18 protein-coding genes are annotated in these 19,777 nt (G+C 72.5%); 14 read left to right on the top strand and 4 right to left on the bottom strand.

Features of this window, described 5'->3' with window-relative positions:
* Positions 1-81 precede the first annotated feature (81 nt).
* Complete coding sequence (locus tag ACLF3M_RS18620; protein ID WP_430658470.1) at positions 82-1,380, bottom strand: hemolysin family protein; 1,299 nt, start codon at positions 1,378-1,380, stop codon at positions 82-84.
* Between the two features lie 125 nt (positions 1,381-1,505).
* Here ACLF3M_RS18620 and ACLF3M_RS18615 point away from each other — a divergent pair, with 125 nt between their 5' ends.
* From ACLF3M_RS18615 to ACLF3M_RS18595, 5 genes are all read left to right on the top strand, one after another.
* Complete coding sequence (locus ACLF3M_RS18615) at positions 1,506-1,937, top strand: DUF3429 domain-containing protein (protein ID WP_430658469.1); 432 nt, start codon at positions 1,506-1,508, stop codon at positions 1,935-1,937.
* A 70-nt stretch (positions 1,938-2,007) separates the two neighbouring features.
* A complete protein-coding gene (locus ACLF3M_RS18610; protein WP_430658468.1) occupies positions 2,008-2,307 on the top strand; it encodes a hypothetical protein in 300 nt (99 codons plus the stop codon).
* A gap of 77 nt (positions 2,308-2,384) precedes the next feature.
* Positions 2,385-3,230, top strand: coding sequence for a MurR/RpiR family transcriptional regulator (locus tag ACLF3M_RS18605; RefSeq protein ID WP_430658467.1), 846 nt, complete (start codon positions 2,385-2,387; stop codon positions 3,228-3,230).
* Positions 3,223-3,849: a bifunctional 4-hydroxy-2-oxoglutarate aldolase/2-dehydro-3-deoxy-phosphogluconate aldolase gene (locus tag ACLF3M_RS18600; protein ID WP_430658466.1), complete on the top strand. Its 627-nt coding sequence runs from the start codon at positions 3,223-3,225 to the stop codon at positions 3,847-3,849. The genes ACLF3M_RS18605 and ACLF3M_RS18600 overlap by 8 nt, the downstream gene beginning before the upstream one ends.
* The gene (locus tag ACLF3M_RS18595) at positions 3,846-4,769 is read left to right on the top strand and encodes a sugar kinase (protein ID WP_430658465.1); all 924 of its coding nucleotides are present in this window, start codon (positions 3,846-3,848) and stop codon (positions 4,767-4,769) included. Before ACLF3M_RS18600 ends, ACLF3M_RS18595 begins: the two co-directional genes overlap by 4 nt.
* Here the strand turns inward: ACLF3M_RS18595 and ACLF3M_RS18590 are convergent, their stop codons facing one another.
* Both ACLF3M_RS18590 and ACLF3M_RS18585 read right to left on the bottom strand, forming a co-directional pair.
* Positions 4,770-5,768: an NADP-dependent oxidoreductase gene (locus ACLF3M_RS18590; protein WP_430658464.1), complete on the bottom strand. Its 999-nt coding sequence runs from the start codon at positions 5,766-5,768 to the stop codon at positions 4,770-4,772.
* Positions 5,765-6,799: a histone deacetylase family protein gene (locus tag ACLF3M_RS18585; protein WP_430658463.1), complete on the bottom strand. Its 1,035-nt coding sequence runs from the start codon at positions 6,797-6,799 to the stop codon at positions 5,765-5,767. The genes ACLF3M_RS18590 and ACLF3M_RS18585 overlap by 4 nt, the downstream gene beginning before the upstream one ends.
* Positions 6,800-6,887: 88 nt before the next feature.
* Here ACLF3M_RS18585 and ACLF3M_RS18580 point away from each other — a divergent pair, with 88 nt between their 5' ends.
* From ACLF3M_RS18580 to ACLF3M_RS18540, 9 genes are all read left to right on the top strand, one after another.
* The gene (locus ACLF3M_RS18580) at positions 6,888-8,486 is read left to right on the top strand and encodes an ABC transporter substrate-binding protein (protein ID WP_430658462.1); all 1,599 of its coding nucleotides are present in this window, start codon (positions 6,888-6,890) and stop codon (positions 8,484-8,486) included.
* 164 nt (positions 8,487-8,650) lie between these two features.
* Positions 8,651-9,637 (top strand): ABC transporter permease, encoded by a 987-nt coding sequence (locus ACLF3M_RS18575; protein ID WP_430658461.1) that lies wholly within the window; start codon positions 8,651-8,653, stop codon positions 9,635-9,637.
* Positions 9,634-10,482, top strand: a complete 849-nt coding sequence (locus ACLF3M_RS18570) for an ABC transporter permease (RefSeq protein ID WP_430658460.1) — start codon at positions 9,634-9,636, stop codon at positions 10,480-10,482. The genes ACLF3M_RS18575 and ACLF3M_RS18570 overlap by 4 nt, the downstream gene beginning before the upstream one ends.
* Complete coding sequence (locus tag ACLF3M_RS18565; RefSeq protein ID WP_430658459.1) at positions 10,479-12,077, top strand: ABC transporter ATP-binding protein; 1,599 nt, start codon at positions 10,479-10,481, stop codon at positions 12,075-12,077. The genes ACLF3M_RS18570 and ACLF3M_RS18565 overlap by 4 nt, the downstream gene beginning before the upstream one ends.
* An 8-nt stretch (positions 12,078-12,085) precedes the next feature.
* Positions 12,086-13,378 (top strand): ArgE/DapE family deacylase, encoded by a 1,293-nt coding sequence (locus tag ACLF3M_RS18560; protein ID WP_430658458.1) that lies wholly within the window; start codon positions 12,086-12,088, stop codon positions 13,376-13,378.
* Positions 13,375-14,616 carry a Zn-dependent hydrolase gene (locus ACLF3M_RS18555; RefSeq protein ID WP_430658457.1) on the top strand — a complete coding sequence of 414 codons (1,242 nt, stop codon included), beginning with the start codon at positions 13,375-13,377 and terminating at the stop codon, positions 14,614-14,616. The genes ACLF3M_RS18560 and ACLF3M_RS18555 overlap by 4 nt, the downstream gene beginning before the upstream one ends.
* Before the next feature lie 3 nt (positions 14,617-14,619).
* Positions 14,620-16,116 carry a M81 family metallopeptidase gene (locus ACLF3M_RS18550; RefSeq protein ID WP_430658456.1) on the top strand — a complete coding sequence of 499 codons (1,497 nt, stop codon included), beginning with the start codon at positions 14,620-14,622 and terminating at the stop codon, positions 16,114-16,116.
* Positions 16,116-16,580 carry a GNAT family N-acetyltransferase gene (locus tag ACLF3M_RS18545; RefSeq protein WP_430658455.1) on the top strand — a complete coding sequence of 155 codons (465 nt, stop codon included), beginning with the start codon at positions 16,116-16,118 and terminating at the stop codon, positions 16,578-16,580. Before ACLF3M_RS18550 ends, ACLF3M_RS18545 begins: the two co-directional genes overlap by 1 nt.
* A 44-nt stretch (positions 16,581-16,624) precedes the next feature.
* Positions 16,625-18,130 (top strand): YifB family Mg chelatase-like AAA ATPase, encoded by a 1,506-nt coding sequence (locus ACLF3M_RS18540; RefSeq protein ID WP_430658454.1) that lies wholly within the window; start codon positions 16,625-16,627, stop codon positions 18,128-18,130.
* A gap of 118 nt (positions 18,131-18,248) precedes the next feature.
* Here the strand turns inward: ACLF3M_RS18540 and ACLF3M_RS18535 are convergent, their stop codons facing one another.
* On the bottom strand, positions 18,249-19,640 hold the full coding sequence (locus ACLF3M_RS18535; RefSeq protein ID WP_430658453.1) for a phosphatase PAP2 family protein: 1,392 nt from the start codon (positions 19,638-19,640) through the stop codon (positions 18,249-18,251).
* Between the last annotated feature and the right edge of the window lie 137 nt (positions 19,641-19,777).

Here is a 19,777-nt window from a genome sequence, read left to right as displayed (position 1 = left end):
GCGCGCAGCGAAGCGCGGGCTACTTGTCCTTCACTCCCCCCTCACCCTGCCCTCTCCCCCCTGTGGGTGGAGAGGGTTCATCTAGACCCCCGCCTGCTCTTCCCGGGTCGCGAGGACCTTGTCCACGCGCCTGCCGTCCATGTCGATGATCTCGAAGCGCCAGCCCGCCCAGGCGATGCGGTCGCCCTCCTTCGGCACGCGCTGCAGAAGCGCCAGCATCAGCCCCGCGACGGTGTGGTACGTCCCCTCCCGCGGCAGGTCCGGAAGGTCCAGCCGCGCCTTCAGCTCGTCGCTCGGCATCAGCCCGTCCAGCAGCAGGCTGCCGTCATGCCGCTTCACCGGCTCGGCGCCCGCGACCTCGGCCGTCGCGAGCTCGCCGACGATCGCCTCCAGCAGGTCCGACGCCGTCACCACGCCCTCGAAGCTGCCGTACTCGTCCATCACCAGCGCCATGCCGATCGCGTCGTGGCGCAGGCGCTCCAGCGCATCCAGCGCCGACAGCGTGTCGGGCAGCACCAGCGGCTGGCGCATGACCGCGGCGATGGACAGCGGCGCGCCTTCCAGCAGCTGGTCCAGCAGGTCCTTCACTGCGACCACGCCGAGCACGTTGTCCACGCGCCCGTCGGCCACCACGAAGCGCGTGACGGGCGAGGCGCGGAGCCGCGCCGAGATGTCTTCCGGCGGCGCGCCGCGGTCGATCCATTCGAGCTCGGTGCGCGGCGTCATCAGCGCGCGCACCGGCTTGTCCGCCAGGCGCAGGACGCGCTCGATCATGTGGCGCTCCTCGGTCTCGATCGCGCCGGAGGTCGCGCCCTCCGCCACCACGGCCTTGACTTCCTCCTCCGTCACCGCCTGGTCGGACGGGTCGTGCCGGCCGAACAGCCGCAGCACGAGCGCGGAGGAGGTCGAGAGCAGCCAGACCACCGGCGCCGTGGCGCGCGAGAGCCAGCTCAGCGGGCGCGCGACGACGACCGCGATCGCCTCGGGGTGGCGGAGCGCCAGCTGCTTCGGCACCAGCTCCCCCATGATCAGCGAGAGATAGGTGATCAGCACGACGACCATGGCGAAGGCGATCTCGGTCGCGAAGGGCGCGATCGGCGGCACCTCGGCCAGCCCCGCCGCGATCACGCCGGACAGCCGCGCGCCGCCGAAGGCGCCAGCCAGGATGCCGACCAGCGTGATGCCGACCTGCACCGTCGGCAGGAAGCGCTGCGGGTCGTCGGCCAGCGCGATCGCGGCCTCCGCACCCGCGCTGCCCTTGCGCTGCATGGCGCCGAGCCGCGACCGCCGCGCCGAGACGATCGCGAGCTCGCTCATCGCGAAGGCGCCGTTCAGCAGCACCAGCAGGAGGATCAGCAGCAGTTCGAGGCCGATGGCCATGATGGTCGCCTGTTCCCCAGGGCAATGCGCAGGACCGCCAAGCGCAGGCCCGATGTAGCGGCACCCCGCCGCGGAGGGAAACGCCGCCCCTTGCGGCGCGTCGCCCCGCGCAGAGATGTGGGGGCATGGATGACGCCCTGCCCCGCCCCGCCCGCCTGCTCGGCCCCGCCGGGCTGGTCCCCTTCGCCGGCCTCGCGCTCGGCGCCTCGCTGGGCTGGCCGGGCGCGGCGCCGGCGCTGGCGGCCTATGGCGCGACGATCCTGGCCTTCCTCGGTGCGGTCCACTGGGGCCTGGCGCTGCGCGCCGGCCCGGCGGAGCGCGGGGCGGACTGGGCCAGGCTCGGGCTCGGGGTCCTGCCCGCGCTCATCGCCTGGGTGGCGCTGCTGCTGCCGCTGCCGGCCGGGCTCGGGCTGCTCGCGGCGGCGATCCTCGGCACGGCGGGGGTGGAAAGCGTCGCGGCGCGCGCAGGATTGGTCCCGGCGAGCTATCTGCGGTTGCGATGGGTGCTGTCGCTCGGCGCAGCGGCCTGTCTTCTGTTGGGATTGACAACAAAGTAGTCAATTTTATTACGTCTTCTCAAATTCAGGACGTCTGCTAAGGGTTGGTTAACAGCCGCCCGGAGGTTCCATGGCGTCCTTGGCCCAGCCCGCCACCGCGTCGGTGATCCCCTTCCCGGACGATGCCGACCGGCGCCTGCGCCGCGCGCTGCGCTCCCTCGACGCGGCGCTGGAGGAGCAGCGCGCCGCCATCGCGGCCTTCCGCCGCGAGGTGCAGGCCCTGTCCGGCGCCGTCGCCGGCCTCGACGGGTCCGCGCAAGCCCTGCAGGGCAGCCTGGCTGCAGCGGCAACCGAGACCCGGATCGCGCAGGCCGCAGCGAAGGAACTGGACGCCACCGCCGAGATGATGGAGCGCCTGGCGAGCCGTTGACCTCGCCGGCTCCGGTTCGTGTCCGGTTCACCGCTTCGGCGATACCGCCGCCGCGCATCATTCGCTAGCCTCCGCCCATGGAGGCTCCGCTGCAGGACCGCATCGCCGCCGCGCGGCAACGCCTGACCCCGGCGGAGCTGAAGGTCGCAGCCCTGGTCGAGGCCGATGCCGCCGCCATGCCCGGGGCGACCGTCGCCTCCGTCGCCCGGGCCGCCGGCGTCTCCGAGCCGACCGTCATCCGCTTCTGCCGCGCCATCGGGCTCGATGGCTTCAGCGAGCTGCGCCTGGCCGTGGTGCGCGCGGAGTCCGGGCTGCCGCGCCGCGCCCGCCCGGTCGCCGGCATCCCCGCCGCCGAGGCCGCCTCCGCCGTCCTCGATTCCGGCATCGCCGCGCTGGAGGCCGCCCGCCGCGCGCTGGATGGCGAGGCGATGGCCCGCGCCGCGCTCGTCCTGCTGCGCGCCGCGCGGATCGAGGTCTGGGCGGCGAGCACCGCCAACCCCGCCGCGCTGCACCTCGAGCAGGCGCTGCTCGGCACCTGCCGCGGCGTCGCGGCGCGGCTGGACGGGGCGATGCAGGGGCTGGTCGCGGCCTCGCTCGACAGCGACGCGGCGGTGGTCTGCCTGTCGCGATCGGGCGCGGAGCGCGACCTCGTCGCCGCCGCGCGCGTCGCGGCCGGCGCGGGTGCCACCGTCATCGCCGTCACCCGTGCCGCCTCGCCGCTCGCCGCCGCCGCGGGCCTGCTTCTGCGCTGCGAGGGCCCGCCGGAGGGAACGCCAGGCGACCCCGGCGCCTTTCTGCCCTTCGCCTTGGCGCAGTCGCTGGCCAGCACCGCCGCGCTGCTGGCGCCCCCTGCGCCGGCCCGTGCCGCGCGGCTCGACGCGGTGCGCCGCGCGGCACGCCTGATCGGAGACGACCATGCATGAGCTGATCCCCCGGCTACAGGCCGCGCGCGTCGTGCCGGTGGTCCGCACAACCAGGGCGGAGCTCGCCGAGCGCGCCGTAGAGTGGCTCCGCGGGGTCGGCATCTCGGTCTTCGAGATCACGATGACGGTGCCCGACGCCCCCGGCCTGATCCGGCGACTGGCCGCCGACCCGTCGCTGCTGGTCGGCGCCGGCACCGTGCCCGACCGCGCGGCGGCGGAGGCCTGCCTCGATGCCGGCGCGCGCTTCCTCGTGGCACCCTGGGTGGATGCCGCGGTCGCCGACGCCGCGCACGCGCGCGGCGCGGCGGCGATGCTCGGCGCGATGACGCCGACCGAGGTGCGCGCGGCGCTCGCGGCGGGGGCGGACGTGGTGAAGGTCTTCCCGGCGTCGTCCGCCGGCGGTCCCGCGCACATCAAGGCGCTGCGCAGCGTCTTCCCCGGCGTCGCCTTCTGCCCGACGGGCGGCGTGGATGCGCGCAACGCGCCGGACTACCTTGCCGCGGGTGCGGCCTTCGTCGGCATCGGCGGCAGGCTGGTGGACGAGGGCCTGCTCGCGCGGGGCGACCGCGCGGCGGTGGAGCAGGCCGCCCGCGACGCGCTGGGGCTGAGGCAGGCATGAGCGACCTGCTTTGCTTTGGGGAGCCCATGCTGGAGTTCAACCAGCAGCCCGACGGTGGCGACGGGCGCCGCCTGTACCTGGAAGGTCACGGCGGCGATGCGTCCAACGCCGCCATCGCCGCGAGGCGCAGCGGCGCGAAGGTCGGCATGCTGACCGCGCTCGGCGCCGACAGGGCCGGCGAGGAATTCCGCCGCCTCTGGAAGGCCGAGGGCGTGGACGACAGCCTGGTGCCGACGCATCGCGAGGCGCCCACGGGGATCTACTTCGTCAGCCATGACGAGCGCGGCCACCACTTCACCTTCCACCGCAAGGGCAGCGCGGCGGCACGCTACGCGCCGTCCGACCTGCCGGAGGACGCGGTCACCCGGGCGAGGGCCCTGCATCTGTCGGGCATCACGCTCGGCATCTCCGAGACCTCCTGCGACGCCGCCTTCCGCGCGATGGAGGTCGCGCGCGGCGCGCAGGTCACCGTCAGCTTCGACACGAACCTCCGCCTCCGCCTCTGGCCTCTGGCGCGCGCCCGCGCCTGCATCGAAGCCGCGATCGGCATGGCCGACATCGTCTTCCCCTCGCTCGAGGATGCCGAGGCGCTGACCGGCCTCATGGACGCCGACGCCATCGCCGACCACTATCTCCGGCTGTGCCCGCTGGTGCTGCTGAAGCTCGGGAAGGACGGCGTGCTGGTCGCGACGCGGGAGGGCCGCAGGCGCGTCCCCGGCTTCCCCGTGCCGGCCGTGGACGCGACGGGCGCGGGCGACACATTCGCCGGCGCGTTCCTCGCGCGCCGCCTGGCCGGCGAGGAGGTCGAGGACGCCGCGCGCTACGCCAACGCCGCCGCGGCCCTCTCCACCCAGGGCTACGGCGCCGTCGCGCCGATCCCGCGCGAGGCGGAGGTGCGCGCCTTCATGGCCGCCCGCTGATCAAAGCCGGATGACCCGCTTGCCGAGGTTCTCCCCGCGGTAGAGCCCGGCGATCGCATCCGGCGCGGCGTCGAGGCCTTCCAGCACGTCCTCGCGATGGACCAGCTTCCCCTCCCGCAGCCAGCCCGCGAGCCGGTCGATCGCGTCCTCCTGCCCGTCGAGATGGTCGAAATAGAGGAAGCCCTGCATGCGCGCGCGCTTCACCAGCAGGTGGCGCTCCACGCGCGGGCCCATCGGCGGCGGGTCCCACGAGCTGATCGACGCCGTGCCGCAGATCACCACGCGCGCGCCGACCGCGAGGTTCTGCATCACGGCATCGCTCACCGCCCCCGCCGTGTTGTCGAAGTAGACGTCCACGCCCTTCGGGCAGGCCCGCGCGATCGCACCGGCCAGGTCCGTCTCGGCGCGGTAGTCCAGCGCCTCGTCATAGCCGAACTCCTCCCGGCACAGCGCGACCTTCGTCGGACCGCCGGTGATGCCGACGGTCCGGCAGCCCAGGATCTTCGCGATCTGCCCGACCGTCGCGCCGACCGAGCCCGCCGCGGTCGAGACCACCACCGTCTCGCCCGCGCGGGGATCGCCGAGGCGCGTGAGGCCCAGCAGCGCGGTGACGCCGTTCAGCCCGAGGACGCCGAGCTGCGCCGAGAGCGGGATGTCGGCCTCCCGCACGCGGCGCGTGACGTCGGCGCCGTCGCTGTCGGCATAGTGCTGCCAGCCGAACATGCCGACGAGCCGGTCGCCGACGGCGTAGAACTTGTTGCGGCTCTCCACGACCTCGCCCACGGCGAAGCTGCGCATGACCTCGCCGATGCCGACCGGCGCCGAGTAGTTCGCCACCGCCGAGACCCACCCGCGCATCGCGGGATCCACCGACAGGAACGCGTTGCGCAGGCGGAAATGCCCGTCGGCCAGGGGCGGCAGCGGCGCCTCGACGATCTCGAAATGCTCGGCCTGGGGAATGCCCGTCGGCCGCGCGCGCAACCGGACCTGGCGGTTCATGCTCGGCTCCAGGCGCCCAGGAACGCCTGCAGCAACGCGCCGATCAGTTCCGTGTTGTAGCCGCCTTCCTGGATGATCGCGGCGGGCAGCTTCAGCGCCGAGATCGCATCGGCCGCGCGGGCGAAGCCGGCCTCGGTCACGCTGAGGTAGTTCAGCGGTTCGTGCTCCGACGCGTCGAAGCCGAGCGAGACGACCAGCGCATCCGCCCCGAACTCCCGGATAGCGGAAAGCCCCGTATCGATCGCCGCCAGCCAGGCTGCGTCGCCGCTGCGATGCGCGAGCGGCAGGTTGAGGTTGTACCCCTCCCCTGCCCCGCCGCCGCGTTCCGCCGCGCGCCCGACATACCAGGGGTAATAGCCGTCGGGATCGCCATGCACGGAGACCGTCAGCACGTCGGCGCGCTCCCAGAAGATGCCCTGCGTGCCGTTGCCGTGGTGGCTGTCGATGTCGAGCACGGCGACCCGCGCCGCCCCGGCGCGCCGCAGCGCCTCGACCGCGATCGCCGCGTTGTTGAGGTAGCAATGCCCGCCGGCTCGCGCGGCATAGGTGTGGTGCCCCGGCGGGCGGCACAGCGCATAGGCCGTCCACCCCTGCGCCGCCTCCCCGGCTGCTGCGAGCGCGCAGGCCGCCGCCGACACGCTCGCCTGCCAGGTCCCCGGCCCGATCGGGCAGGAGGTATCCGCGGTGAAGTCGCCGAGGCGCTGCAGCACATGCGGCCCTGCGTGGCCGCCCTGCGCCAGCATCTCCGGCGTCGGGTGGATGTTCGGCACCAGCTCCGGCCCGGGATCGGGCAGCGCCGCCCATTGCGCCGGCGCGTCGCGCAGGAAATCGAGGAAGGCCGCGGGATGCACCGCCTCCAGCGCCGCCCGCGGCGCCGGAGGCGGCAGTTCGGGCGCGATGCCGAGCGCCGAGAGACCGCCGAGCAGCGCCTCGGCGCGCGCCACCACCTCGAAGTTCTGGCAGAGGCGGCCGCGCATGACGAACCAGCGGGGCTGGTGCAGGGCCTGGTCGGGATGGGCGAAGGCTTTCATCCCGCGACCCTAGGAAGCCCGGGCGCGGCTTGTCCATGCGCCCGGCCTCGTTCTAGCCTTCCCTCACAGTCTGGGAGGCTGGGACAAAATGACCATCTCGCGACGCGGCATGCTGGCCGCGGCTGGGCTCGGCGTGGCCGGGCAGAAGCTGATGCGCGTCTCCGACGCGCTGGCGCAGGGCGTCGCCCCGCGCCGCGGCGGGACGCTGACCACGATCCTGCAGCCGGAGCCGCCGGTGCTGCAGATCGGCGTCAACCAGCAGGGCCCGACCCTGATCGCGGCGCCGAAGATCTTCAACGGCCTGCTCACCTTCTCCCAGACGCTGGAGCCGCGGCCGGAGCTCGCGAAGTCCTGGACCATCAGCCCGGACGGGCGCGAATACGTTTTCCGCCTGCAGGAGAACGTGACCTTCCACGACGGCCGCCCGTTCAGCGCGGAGGACGTGATCTTCTCCATCATGAAGTTCCACATGGAGCTTGCGCCGCGCGCGCGGGCGATCTTCCAGCTCATCGATGAATGCACGGCGCCCGACCCGCATACCGTGCGGATCACGCTGAAGCGGGCCTTCCAGCCCTTCCTGCTGATGTTCGACGCGACGGCCTGCGCGATCGTGGCGAAGCACCTCTTCGACGGGCAGGACTACCGCAACGCGCCGGCGGTGCAGCGCCCCGTCGGGACCGGCCCCTTTCGCTTCACGGAGTGGCAGCGCGGCAACTTCATCCGCATGGACCGCTTCGACAACTACTGGAAGCCGGGCCAGCCCTATCTCGACAGCATCATCTGGCGCATCGTGCCGGACAGCCAGTCCCGCCAGGTCGCGCTGGAAACCGGCGCGGTGCAGCTGACGTCGTCGGGCGACATCGAGCCCTTCGCCGTGCCCGGCCTGCGCCAGCGCCCGAACATCGAGGTGCGGACGGATGGCTGGGAATACTTCTCGCCGCTCTCGTGGATCGAGGTGAACCACCGTGCGGGCCCGCTCGGCGATGCGCGCGTCCGCCGCGCGATCAGCCACGCCATCGACCGCAACTTCATCGCCCAGCGCCTGTGGTTCGGCGTCGGCAAGCCCGCGACCGGCCCGATCGCGAGCACGACGAAGTTCTACGACGCCGACGCGAAGCTGCAGGGCTACGACCCCCGCGCCGCGCAGCAGCTGCTGGACGCCGCGGGGCTGCGCCCCAATGCGCAAGGCGTGCGCGCCACGATCAAGCACCTCGTGCTGCCCTATGGCGAGGTCTGGACACGGCTGTCGGAATACCTCCGCCAGTCGCTGCGCCAGGTCGGCATCGCGCTGGAGCTCGAAAGCACCGACGCCGGCGCCTGGGCGCGGCGCGTCGGCAACTGGGAATACGAGACGACGGTCAACTTCGTTTATCAGTTCGGCGATCCGACGCTGGGCGTGGAGCGGACCTATGTCAGCTCCAACATCCAGCGCGTGACCTTCACCAACACCGGCGGCTATTCCAACCCGCAGGTCGACGCGCTGTTCCTGCGCGCGCGCGAAGCCGCGAGCGAGGCCGACCGCCGCGCCGCCTTCTTCGAGGTGCAGAAGATCCTGGTGCAGGACGTGCCGCAGGTCTGGCTGATGGAGCTGGCCTTCCCCACGATCTACGACCGCCGCGTCCGCAACGCCATCACCGGCGGTACGGGGCCCAACGGCAGCTTCGACGACGTGTTCCTGGCGAGCTGAGGCGGGTGGCGCGCAAGGAAAGCGCTCTCCCCCCGACGGGGGGAGAGGGATGGGTGAGGGGGAATGCACCGGCTGACCACAGCGTTCCGCGTTCGGCTCGTCCCCCTCACCCAACCCTCTCCCCCATAAGCGGGGGAGAGGGTTTGCGCACGGCCCGCTAGGCCATGGACCCCTCGCGGCTTCCCGGCTTCCTGCTGCGTCGCGCTGTGAAGGCGGCGGTCGTGATCCTGGCGATCGTCGTCTGCAACTTCCTCCTGATCCACGCCGCCCCGGGCGATCCCGCCAGCGTCATCGCCGGCCAGTCCGGCGCTGCCGATGAGCGTTTCCTCGCCCAGCTTCGCCAGCAATTCGGGCTGGACCAGCCGCTCTACGTGCAGCTCTGGCTCTATGTGAAGGGGATCCTCACGCTCGATCTCGGCTTCTCCCACCGGCAGCAGCAGCCCGTGGCCAAGCTGATCATGGAGAGGCTTCCCGCGACGCTGCTGCTGACCGGCACGGCCTTCGCCTTCGCTGTCGTCGCCGGCGTCTCGCTCGGCACGCTGGCGGCGCGGCGCGTCGGGCGCTGGGCGGACAGCCTGATCACCGTGCTTGCGCTGACCTTCTATGCGACGCCGTTGTTCTGGGTCGGGCTGATGCTGGTGCTGTTCTTCGGCGTCTGGCTGGAATGGCTGCCGGTCTTCGGCATGCAGACCGTGGGCGCCGACCTGCACGGCCTCTCCTACGCGCTCGACATCGGGAAGCACCTGCTTCTGCCGTCCCTCACGCTCGGCCTGTTCTACATGGCGGTCTATGCGCGGCTGACGCGGGCGACGATGCTGGAGGTCGCCGACCAGGATTTCGTGAAGACGGCGCGCGCGAAGGGCGTGCCGGAAGGCCAGGTGGTCCGCCGCCACGTGCTGCGCAACGCGCTACTGCCGGTGATCACCTTCGCGGGCATCCAGGCGGGCCAGCTGATCGGCGGCGCGATCCTGGTCGAGACGGTCTTCGCCTGGCCCGGCATCGGGCGGCTCGCCTTCGAGGCGCTGCTGGCGCGCGACTATCCCGTGCTGATGGGGGTGTTCTTCGTGACGTCGGTGATGGTGGTCGCGTTCAACCTGGTGACCGACCTGCTCTATGCCGTGGTGGATCCGCGCGTCGAGGTCGCGGGGTGAAGGATTTCTGGAAGCGGTTCGCGCGCAACAAGGGGGCCGTGGTCGGGCTCGTCATCCTCGTGCTTGTCCTGCTGATGGCGGCGACCGCGCCCATCCTCTTCCCCGGCAGCCCCTGGGACATGGTCGCCGCGCCCTTCATGCCGCCGGGCGAGATGGAGCTGCTGCTGGGATCCGACAGCCTCGGCCGCGACGTCGCGGCGGGCATCGCGCATGGCGCGCGGATCTCGCTGCTGGTCGGCGCGGTCTCCACCGCAGCCGCGCTGCTGCTCGGCGTCACCCTCGGCGCGGTCGCGGGCTATCTCGGCGGCATCGCCGACGACCTCGTCATGCGCTTCACCGAGTTCTTCCAGACCATCCCGAGCTTCGTCCTCGCCATCCTGCTGGTCGCGATCTTCACGCCGACGCTGTCGTCAGTGGTCTTCGCCATCGCAATCGTCTCCTGGCCGCCGGTCGCGCGCGTCGTGCGCGCGGAGTTCCTCTCGCTGCGGTCCCGCGAATTCGTCCAGGCCGCCGAGGTGCTGGGCAAGTCGCGCCTCTCCATCGTCGTCGGCGACATCCTGCCCAACGCGCTGTCGCCCATCATCGTGCTGTCGTCGCTGATGGTCGCGACCGCGATCCTGCTGGAAAGCGCGCTGAGCTTCCTCGGCCTCGGCGATCCCAACCTCATGACCTGGGGCTTCCTGATCGGCGCCGGCCGCAGCGTGATCCGCCTGGCCTGGTGGATGAGCGTCTTTCCCGGCATCGCGATCTTCCTCACGGTGCTCGCGCTGAACCTGGTCGGTGAAGGCCTATCCGACGCGCTGAACCCGCGCCTCGCCCGCCAGCGCGGGGGTGCCGCGCCATGACGCTGCTCTCCGTCGAGGGCCTGACCGTCGCCCTGCCCGAAGGCGCGGATCGCCGCCACGCCGTCGAGGACGTCACGCTGCATGTCGCCCCCGGCGAGATTCTCTGCGTCGTCGGCGAGTCCGGATCGGGAAAGTCGATCACCGCCAATGCCGTGATGGGCCTGCTGCCCCCCGGTCTGCCCCGCCGTGCCGGCCGCATCGCGCTGGAAGGCACGGAGCTGACGGCCCTCTCGCCCGAGGCGCTGCGGAAGCTGCGCGGCGCGCGGATGGCGATGATCTTCCAGGAACCGATGACCGCGCTGAACCCGCTGATGCGCGTCGGCGACCAGATCGCGGAGGCGCTCGCCGTCCATGGCGAGGCGCGGCGCGCGCGCGACCGCGTGCCGGAACTGCTGGAAGCCGTGAACCTGCCCGACCCCCCGGCGATCGCGCGTATGCATCCATTCCGCCTCTCCGGCGGCCAGCGCCAGCGCGTGATGATCGCCACGGCCCTCGCGCTCGAGCCCCGGCTGCTGATCGCGGACGAGCCGACGACGGCGCTGGACGTCACGACCCAGATGCAGATCCTGCGCCTGATCCGGGAGATCCAGTCGCGCCGCGGCACCGGCGTGATGTTCATCACCCATGATTTCGGCGTGGTGGCGGAGATCGCCGACCGCGTCGCGGTGATGCAGCACGGCCGCATCGTGGAGCAGGGCCCGGCCGGCGAGATCCTGAACGACCCCCGCCACCCCTACACCAAGGGACTGATCGCCGCCGTCCCGCATGGCGCGCCGGACGGTCGCGCGCAACTCACCACCGAGACGGTCCTGGAAGCCCGGGGCGTGGCCAAGACCTATCGCCGCGGCGGATGGTTCGGGTCCAGGACCATCCCCGCCGTCCACGACGCCGACTTCGTGCTGCGCAAGGGCGAGACGCTCGGCCTGGTCGGCGAGTCCGGCTCCGGCAAGTCCACGCTGGCGCGCTGCGTCGTCCGCCTGGTGCAGCCCGAGGCCGGCGAGATCCGCTTCCATGACGAGGATCTGCGCCCGCTCTCGCGCGGGGCCTGGAAGCCGTATCGCAAGCGCATCCAAATGATCTTCCAGGACCCCTATGCGTCCCTGAACCCGCGCCGGAAGGTCGGCGAGATCATCGCGGAAGGCCCGGTCACCCACGGCACCCCGCGCGAGGCCGCGCTGGCCCGCGCGCGGGACCTGCTGCGCCTGGTGCAGCTCGACCCCGGCGCCATGGACCGCTTCCCGCACGAGTTCTCCGGCGGGCAGCGCCAGCGCATCGGCATCGCCCGCGCGCTCGCCATGGAGCCCGAACTGCTGATCGCGGACGAGCCCGTCAGCGCACTCGACGTCTCGGTCCAGGCGCAGGTCCTGGCGCTGCTGGCGGAGATCCGGGCGCGGCTCGGGCTCACCATGCTCTTCATCACGCATGACCTGCGGGTGGCGGCGCAGGTCTGCGACCGCATCGCGGTCATGCAGAAGGGCGCGATCGTCGAGCAGGGCCCGACCGGGCAGGTCTTCCGTTCCCCCGCGCATCCCTATACGCAGCAGCTTCTCGACAGCATCCCCGGCCGGGGCTGGACCCCGCCGCAACTGGGCTGAGGCAGGTCATGACGGCGGGCGTGGACCCCGGCGCGAAGCGCGCCATCCTCGAGGCTTGCGACGCGCTGCGCGCCGACGGCCTGACCACGCTGGAACGCCTGGTGCGCTGCCCCTCCACCCTCGGCAACGAGGGCTCGGCGCTGGACGAGATGGCGCGGATCTACGAGGGCCTCGGCCTCGCGCCGCGCCGTATCCCCGTGGACATGGCCGCGCTGAAGGACCACCCCGGCCTCTCGCCCCAGCTGATCCCCTATGCCGGCCGCGACAACGTGGTCGCCGTCCACCGCCCGCGCAACGCCACCGGCAGGTCGCTCGTCCTGCAGGGCCATGTGGACGTCGTGCCCGAGGGCGCAGAGGACGAATGGACCACGCCGCCCTACGAGCCCGCGATCCGCGGCGGGCGGCTGTATGGCCGCGGCGCCGGCGACATGAAGGCCGGCATCGTGAGCTACGTCACGGCCTTCCGCGCGCTGAAGGCCGCCGGCCTGCAGCCCGCGGCGGAGGTGCAGATGCACTCGGTCATCGAGGAGGAATGCAGCGGCAACGGCGCCCTGGCCTGCATGGTCGCGATGCCGAAGGCGGACGCCGTGATCATCCCTGAGCCCGGCCCCGGCCTGCCCGCGATCTACTCGGCCGAGGTCGGCGTGGTCTGGGCCTTCGTCACCGTCACCGGCCGGCCCGCCCATGTCCGCGACAAGCAGGCCGGCGTCAACGCGGTGGAGGCCGCGATGGCCATCTGGCAGCGCTTCGAGGCCTATGAGCGCGAGATGAACCGCGCGGAACACATCCACGCGTCCTTCCGAGGCGTTAACCATCCGGTCAACGTCAATCTCGGAACCTTCCAGGGCGGGGAGTGGAACAGCTCCGTCGCGACGCGGGCCACGCTGGGCCTACGCGTTGGCGTGATGATGGGCAACACCGCGGACCAGGTCCGCGCGGACATCCTGCGCATCGCGGATACCGCGCGCGACGACGCCGCGTTGAGGGGAGCGAAGGTGAAGGTCGAGTTCCGCGGCTTCCACGCCGATCCCTGCGTCTTCGACATGGAAGCGCCTGTCGCGAAGCTGGCGATGCGGAGCTACGCCGAGGTCGCGGGCGTGGAGCTTCGGAAATATCCCGCGACGGGGCTGACGGACGGGCGCTTCTTCACGCTCTACCAAGGCACGCCGGTTGCCTGCTTCGGCCCCGACGCGCAGGAGATCCACGGCATCGACGAGAGCGTCGGGCTCGACAGCATGCACGACATCACGAAGTCCATCGCGCTGTGCATGGCGGAGTGGTGCGGGGTCGAGAAGGCATGACCGCCACGAACATCCCGCTCTCCGGCGCGCGGCTCTGGGACAGCCTGATGGAGTATGCGCGGATCGGCGGCACGCCGAAGGGCGGCTGCAACCGGCAGACCCTGACCGACCTCGACGGCCAGGCCCGCGCGCTGCTGCAGCGCCATGCCGAGGCCGCGGGCGCCACGCTGACCCTCGACCGGCTCGGCAACATGATGCTGGTGCGGCCCGGCCGCGACGCATCCCGCAGGCCCGTCGCCATCGGCAGCCACCTCGACACGCAGCCCACGGGCGGCAAATTCGACGGCGTCCTCGGCGTGCTTGCCGGCCTTGAGATCCTGCGCGCGCTGCACGAGGCCGGCGTGCAGACCGAAGCGCCCGTCGTGCTGGTGAACTGGACCAACGAGGAAGGCGCGCGCTTCTCGCCCCCCATGATGGGCTCCGGCGCTGCCATGGGCATCTTCACGGAGGCCGAGATCCTCGCCAAGACCGACGCCGCCGGCGCGGTGTTCGGGGACGAGATCGCGCGCATCGGCTGGAAGGGCGATGCCGACCCCGCGCTGCTGCAAGGCCTCGGCGCCTATTACGAGCTCCACATCGAGCAGGGCCCGATCCTCGAACGCGAGGGCCTGGACTGCGGCATCGTCACCCACGCCCTCGCCCAGCACTGGTTCGACGTCACCGTCACCGGCGAGGACGCGCATGGCGGCAGCCGCATGGAAGGCCGCCGCGACGCGCTGATGGCCGCCGCGGAATGCGCCACCATGATCGAGCGTGCGGCGCTCGCCGCCGGAGCGCGCGCCACCATCGGCCGCATGACGCTCTCACCCGACAGCCGAAACGTCGTGCCGGGCCGTGTCTGGTTCAGCCTCGACACCCGCCACGACCACGAGGACCTGCTGGCAGCGCTGGCAGCCACCCTGCGCGGCGAGGCCGCGGCGATCGGCGCGCGCCGCGGCGTGCAGGTCCACTTCGAGGATTTCTGGATATCACCGGCGACGCCCTTCGACGCCACGCTGGTCGGCAACCTCCGCGACGCCGCGAAGGCGCGCGGCATCCCGCACCGGGACATGCCGACGGCGATCGGCCACGACGCCGTCTATGTCGCGCGCCACCTGCCCGCGGCGATGCTCTTCGTGCCCTGCCATGGCGGCCTCAGCCACAACGAGGAGGAGAGCATCACCCCGGGCTGGGCAGAGGCGGGGCTGATGGTGTTGGCTGACGCGGTGCTTGCCTCCGCGGGCCTCGTCAGGGACTAGACAATGCGAATCGCCATCGCCGGGATGTTCCACGAGACGCATTCCTTCGCGCCCCGCACGACGGAATGGCCGGAATTCGTCGACCCCTCGGGCTGGCCGCGCCTGCAGCGCCCGGCGACGCTGATCGAGGAACTGCGCCACACCGCAGTGCCGTCCGCCGGCGCGATCAAGGTGGCCGAAGACGTCGGCGTCACGCTGCTGCCGCTCTCCTGGGCCTTCGCCAACCCCGCCGGTCCCGTCAGCGCCGAGGCCTTCGAGCGGCTTTCCGCGCTGATCCTGGCCGATCTCCAGGCCGCGATGGAAGGTGGCAGGCTCGACGGCGTCTATCTCGACCTGCATGGCGCGATGCTGACGCTGCACCACCCCGATGCCGAGGGCGAGTTGCTGCGCCGCCTGCGCGCCATCGTCGGGCCCGATCTCCCGATCGCCGTCAGCCTCGATCCGCATTGCAACCTGACGCTTGCGATGGTGAAGCACTCGGACCTCGTCACGCCCTTCCGCGCCTATCCCCATGTCGACATGAAGGAAGCCGGCGCGCGGGCGATGCAACTGCTGCTCTCGCGCATCGCGCGCGGCGCGCCCTTCGCGAAGGCCTATCGCCAGCTGGACTTCCTGATCCCGCTGACCAGCCAGTGCACGCTGGTGCCGCCGATGTCGGAGGTGATGGCGGCGCGCCAGACCATCTCGGCGAAGCTCGGCGCGACCGAGCTCGCGCTCTGCTTCGGCTTTCCCTACGCCGATTTCGCGGATTGCGGCTGCGCGCTCGCGGCCTATGGCGTGACGCAGGACGCCGCCGATGCCGCCGCCGACGCGCTGCTGCGCGAGCTCAAGCTGCGCGAGGTGGATTTCGCGCAGCCCATCCTGCCGGCGGACCAGGCGGTCGCAGAGGCGCTGCGGCGCGCCGGCGGCGCCGGCCCCGTGCTGATCGCCGACACCCAGGACAATCCCGGCGGCGGCGGCCATGGCGACACCACGGGGCTGCTGAAGGAACTGATCGCGCAGCGCGCGGAAGGCGCGGTGCTCGGTCTCATCAACGATGCCGAGAGCGCGGCGGCCTGCCACGCCGCCGGCGAAGGCGCCACGCTGTCGCTCAGCCTCGGCGGCAAGTCCGACGGCGTGCCGCTGTCGGTCGAGGCGCGCGTGCTGAAGCTGACCGACGGGCGCTTCATGTGCACGGGGCCGATGGTGGGCGGCAACTGGTGCGACCTCGGCCCCTCCGCGCTGATCGGCATCGGCGGCGTCGCGGTGATCGTGACCTCGCGCAAGACCCAGGCCTATGACCAGGCCCTGTTCCGCCATGTCGGGATAGAGCCCGCTTCGCAGCGCATCCTCGCGCTGAAGTCGTCCGTGCATTTCCGCGCGGATTTCCAGCCGATCTCCTCCGCCGTCGTCATCGCCGCCGCCCCGGGCCCCGTCGTCGCCGATCCCGCCGTGCTGCCCTTCCGCCACCTCCGCCCGGGCCTGCGGCTGCGCCCCGGCGACAACCGACGGACCGGCTGATGGGCATCGTGCCGTCCCTCCTGGTCCATCGCGTCGCCGGGCTGCCCTCGGGCTTCGAGGAACTGGCGGCCGATGCGCTGGCGGACGGCCAACGCCTGCTCGAGGTCCTGCGCGAAGATTGGGAGAGCGGCGCGGTGCGCTTCGACGGCGCGGGCGAAGCGCTGTTCGTCGCGGTTGCCGGCGGCGCGCTGGTCGGCATCGGCGGCCTCACGCGCGATCCCTACCTCGCCGATGACCGTGCGGGGCGCGTGCGGCGGCTCTATGTCCGCCGCGCCTCCCGCCGGCATGGCGTGGGCGGGGCGCTGGTCGGGGCGATCGCCGCCGCCGCGGCGGCCGCGGGCTGGCCGCGGCTGCGCGTCCGCGCGCCGGCCGCCGCCTTCGCCTTCTACGAGGCCCGCGGCTTCCTGCGCGCGGTGGGGGAGACGGCGGCGAGCCACGTGATGGTCCTGGACGGCCCACGCTAGATTCCGGGTTGCGCTTCCTTCCCGAACCCTCAACCCTTGGTTCGATGAGCGCCATCGCCCGCGTCCAGACCTTCGCCTTCTCCGGCATCGAGGCCGTGCCGGTCGAGGTCCAGGTCCAGGTCGCGCCGGGGCTGCCGGCCTTCCTCATCGTCGGGCTTCCCGACAAGGCCGTGGGCGAATCCCGCGAACGCGTGCGCGCGGCGCTCACCGCGATCGGCCTGTCGCTGCCGCCGAAGCGGGTCATCGTGAACCTCGCCCCGGCCGACCTGCTGAAGGAAGGCAGCCATTTCGACCTGCCGCTCGTGCTCGGCCTGCTCGCCGCGATGGAGATCGTGCCGCGCGACGCGGTCGCGGAATTCGCCGCCCTCGGCGAACTCGCGCTCGACGGCACGCTCGCGCCCGTCGCCGGCGTGCTGCCCGCCGCCATCGCCGCCGGCGCGCGGGAGCTCGGCCTGGTCTGCCCCGCCGCGCAGGGGCCGGAAGCCGCCTGGGCCGGCACGGTGGAGGTCCTCGCCCCCCCCGACCTGCCGTCCCTGATCAACCACCTCACGGGGCGTCAGCTGCTGTCGCCGCCGCAGCTGCCGCCGATGGAGCCCGAGTCCTGGCGCGGCCCCGACCTGGCCGAGGTGCGCGGCCAGGAATCGGCCAAGCGCGCGATCGAGATCGCCGCCGCCGGCGCGCACAACCTGCTGATGGTCGGCCCGCCCGGCGCGGGCAAGTCCATGCTGGCCGCGCGCCTGCCGGGCCTGCTGCCCGACCTGACGCCGGCCGAGGCGCTGGATGTCTCGCTGGTCCATTCCGTCGCCGGCATGCTGCAGGGCGGCCGCCTGATCCGCCGCCCGCCCTTCCGCGACCCGCACCACTCCGCCTCCGTCCCAGCGCTGGTCGGCGGCGGGCACCGCGCCAGGCCCGGCGAGATCAGCCTGTCGCATCTCGGCGTGCTGTTCCTCGACGAATGGCCGGAATTTCCCCGCGCCGCGCTGGAGGCGCTGCGCCAGCCCATGGAGACCGGGCGCACCACCATCAGCCGCGCCAACGCGCATGTCTCCTACCCCGCGCGCTTCCAGTGCGTCGCCGCGATGAACCCCTGCCGCTGCGGCCATCTCGGCGATGCCGGCCGCGAATGCGCGCGGGCGCCGGGCTGCGGGCAGGACTACCAGATGAAGCTCTCCGGCCCGCTGCTCGACCGCATGGACATCGTGATCGAGGTGCAGCCCATCGCGCCCGCCGAGCTCGCGCGCGCGCCGATAGGCGAGCGATCGGCCGTGGTCGCCGCCCGCGTCGCCGCCGCGCGCGAGCGCGCCCGCGCCCGCGGCGGCGCCCGCGCCAATGCGGAAGCCGGCTGGGACGAATTGCAGTCGATGCTCGACGCCGAGGCGCTCACCCTGCTCGAAACCGCGGCCACACGGCTGCGGCTGTCCACCCGCGGCCAGGTCCGCGCGCTGCGCGTCGCGCGGACCATCGCCGACCTCGCGGCGTCGGAGCGCGTCGCGCGCATCCATGTCGCGGAGGCGCTGGCCTTCCGCCACCGCGTGCCCGGACGCGGCTGAGCCAGACCTCAATCGTCCTGACTGTCGTCAGGCCGATCCTGGTCTGGCTTGCTCTGGCCCGGCGATTCACGCTCTTCGTATGCCCGCCCGTGGCGTGCACACTCAGAGCGATCGCGGGCTACTGCCGCTGCACCGGTGCGACATCCGCCCGCGCCCGCTCGATCGCGCGCGCGGCGACGCGCGCCGCCAGCGCCTGGCCGGCCGCGACGTCGCTGGGATAGTGGATGCCGGCCCAGATCCGCGAATCCCCGGATTCCCGGCCGAGCGCCTGCAGCCGCTCCGCGTCGCGCGGGAAGAGATCCGCCAGCAGCAACGCCGCCGTCATGGAATAGCAGGCATGGGCGGCGGGGTAGCTCGGGTGGTTGGGTGTCGGCACGACCGTGCGGAACTCGCTGTCGAACTGGAAGGGGCGGATGCGCCAATACGTGTATTTCGCGTCCCAGCAGGCGATGCCGGCATCGGCGAGCGACGCGTTGAGCAGCCCGAGCACGCGCGCGGCCTGCGGGGCGTTGGCGGCCTGGCCGTATTCCAGCAGCAGCCTGGCGGCCTGGTTGTTCCAGTATTCGTAGTTGCGCAGCCCGCCCACCGCGACCTCCCAGTACATCGCCGCGGCGTTGCTGCGCGGCGTCCGCTGGTAGGCGCGCAGCGCCGCCATCTCCGCGGCATGCTCGGCCGAGTCATGCGCGGGCGGCGGCGGGGGGCGGAACTCGTCGGGCGAGGCCAGGATCCAGGTCGTCCAGGTTGCGGCCTGCGGGAAGACCGGGTTGGTCCCGTTCCACAGCCCCGGTCCTGGCGGGATGCTGCCTGTCCAGGGCTGGTCGGACCGGTCGCGCCTGGCGCGCTCGATCGCCGCCGCGGCGACCTGACGGCCGAGCGCCGCACCGGCGGCGACGTCGCTCGGGAAGGCGACGCCGGCGAGCAGGCGCATCCGCGCGGCCTCGTCGGCCATCTGCGCGAAGCGTGCCGCGCGCTGCGGGAAGACGTAGGTCAGCACCTCCGCCGCGACCGCGGCGGCCACCGCGTGCTCCTCGGGGTAGGAGGGGCTCGGCGGGGTCGTGCCGACCACCTCGAGGCCCGGTTCCACCGTCGCGGGCCGCGGCCGGTTGTAGGCATGTTTGCTGTCCCAGGCCGCGACCATCGCATCGGCCAGTGCGGTCTGCAGCACCGCGAGGTTGCGCCAGCCGAGATTGGCCGGCAGGCCGGCGTTGATCGCCTCCTCCAGCATCACCTGGTTCCAGCGATAGGCCGGCGCGACGGTCTCCCACCACGCGATGCGCTCGCGCGCCGCCGGACTGCGGTCCGCCGCCAGGGCGCGGAGCTGGCCGATCTCCCCGCGCGTCACGTCCTGGTCGGGTGGCGGCGGCAGGCGGAACTGGCTGCCGGAGGTCAGCACCCAGGTGCGCCAGGTACCGGCACGGGGCTCGCTGGGCTCGGTGCTGCCGGGGGGCTGGGCGGCGGCGCCGAAGGCGAAGACAAGAGCGGCGACGGCAGGCAACAGTCTGCCGCGCACGGAACGGCATGTGCGCTGGACCATGGTGGCCTCCCGCATTGCCGCCGCCGGCACGGCGGAACACGCGGGCAGGCTGCACCGCCGCGCGGCGCAATCAAACAACGCAGGATGCGCCCCTGGTCACAGTTCCGCGCCCG

Source organism: Falsiroseomonas sp. HW251 (genome assembly GCF_050563545.1).
Lineage (GTDB): Bacteria > Pseudomonadota > Alphaproteobacteria > Acetobacterales > Acetobacteraceae > Falsiroseomonas.
Note: the sequence above shows the minus strand (reverse complement) of the source record. Positions and strands in the feature narration are given on the sequence as shown.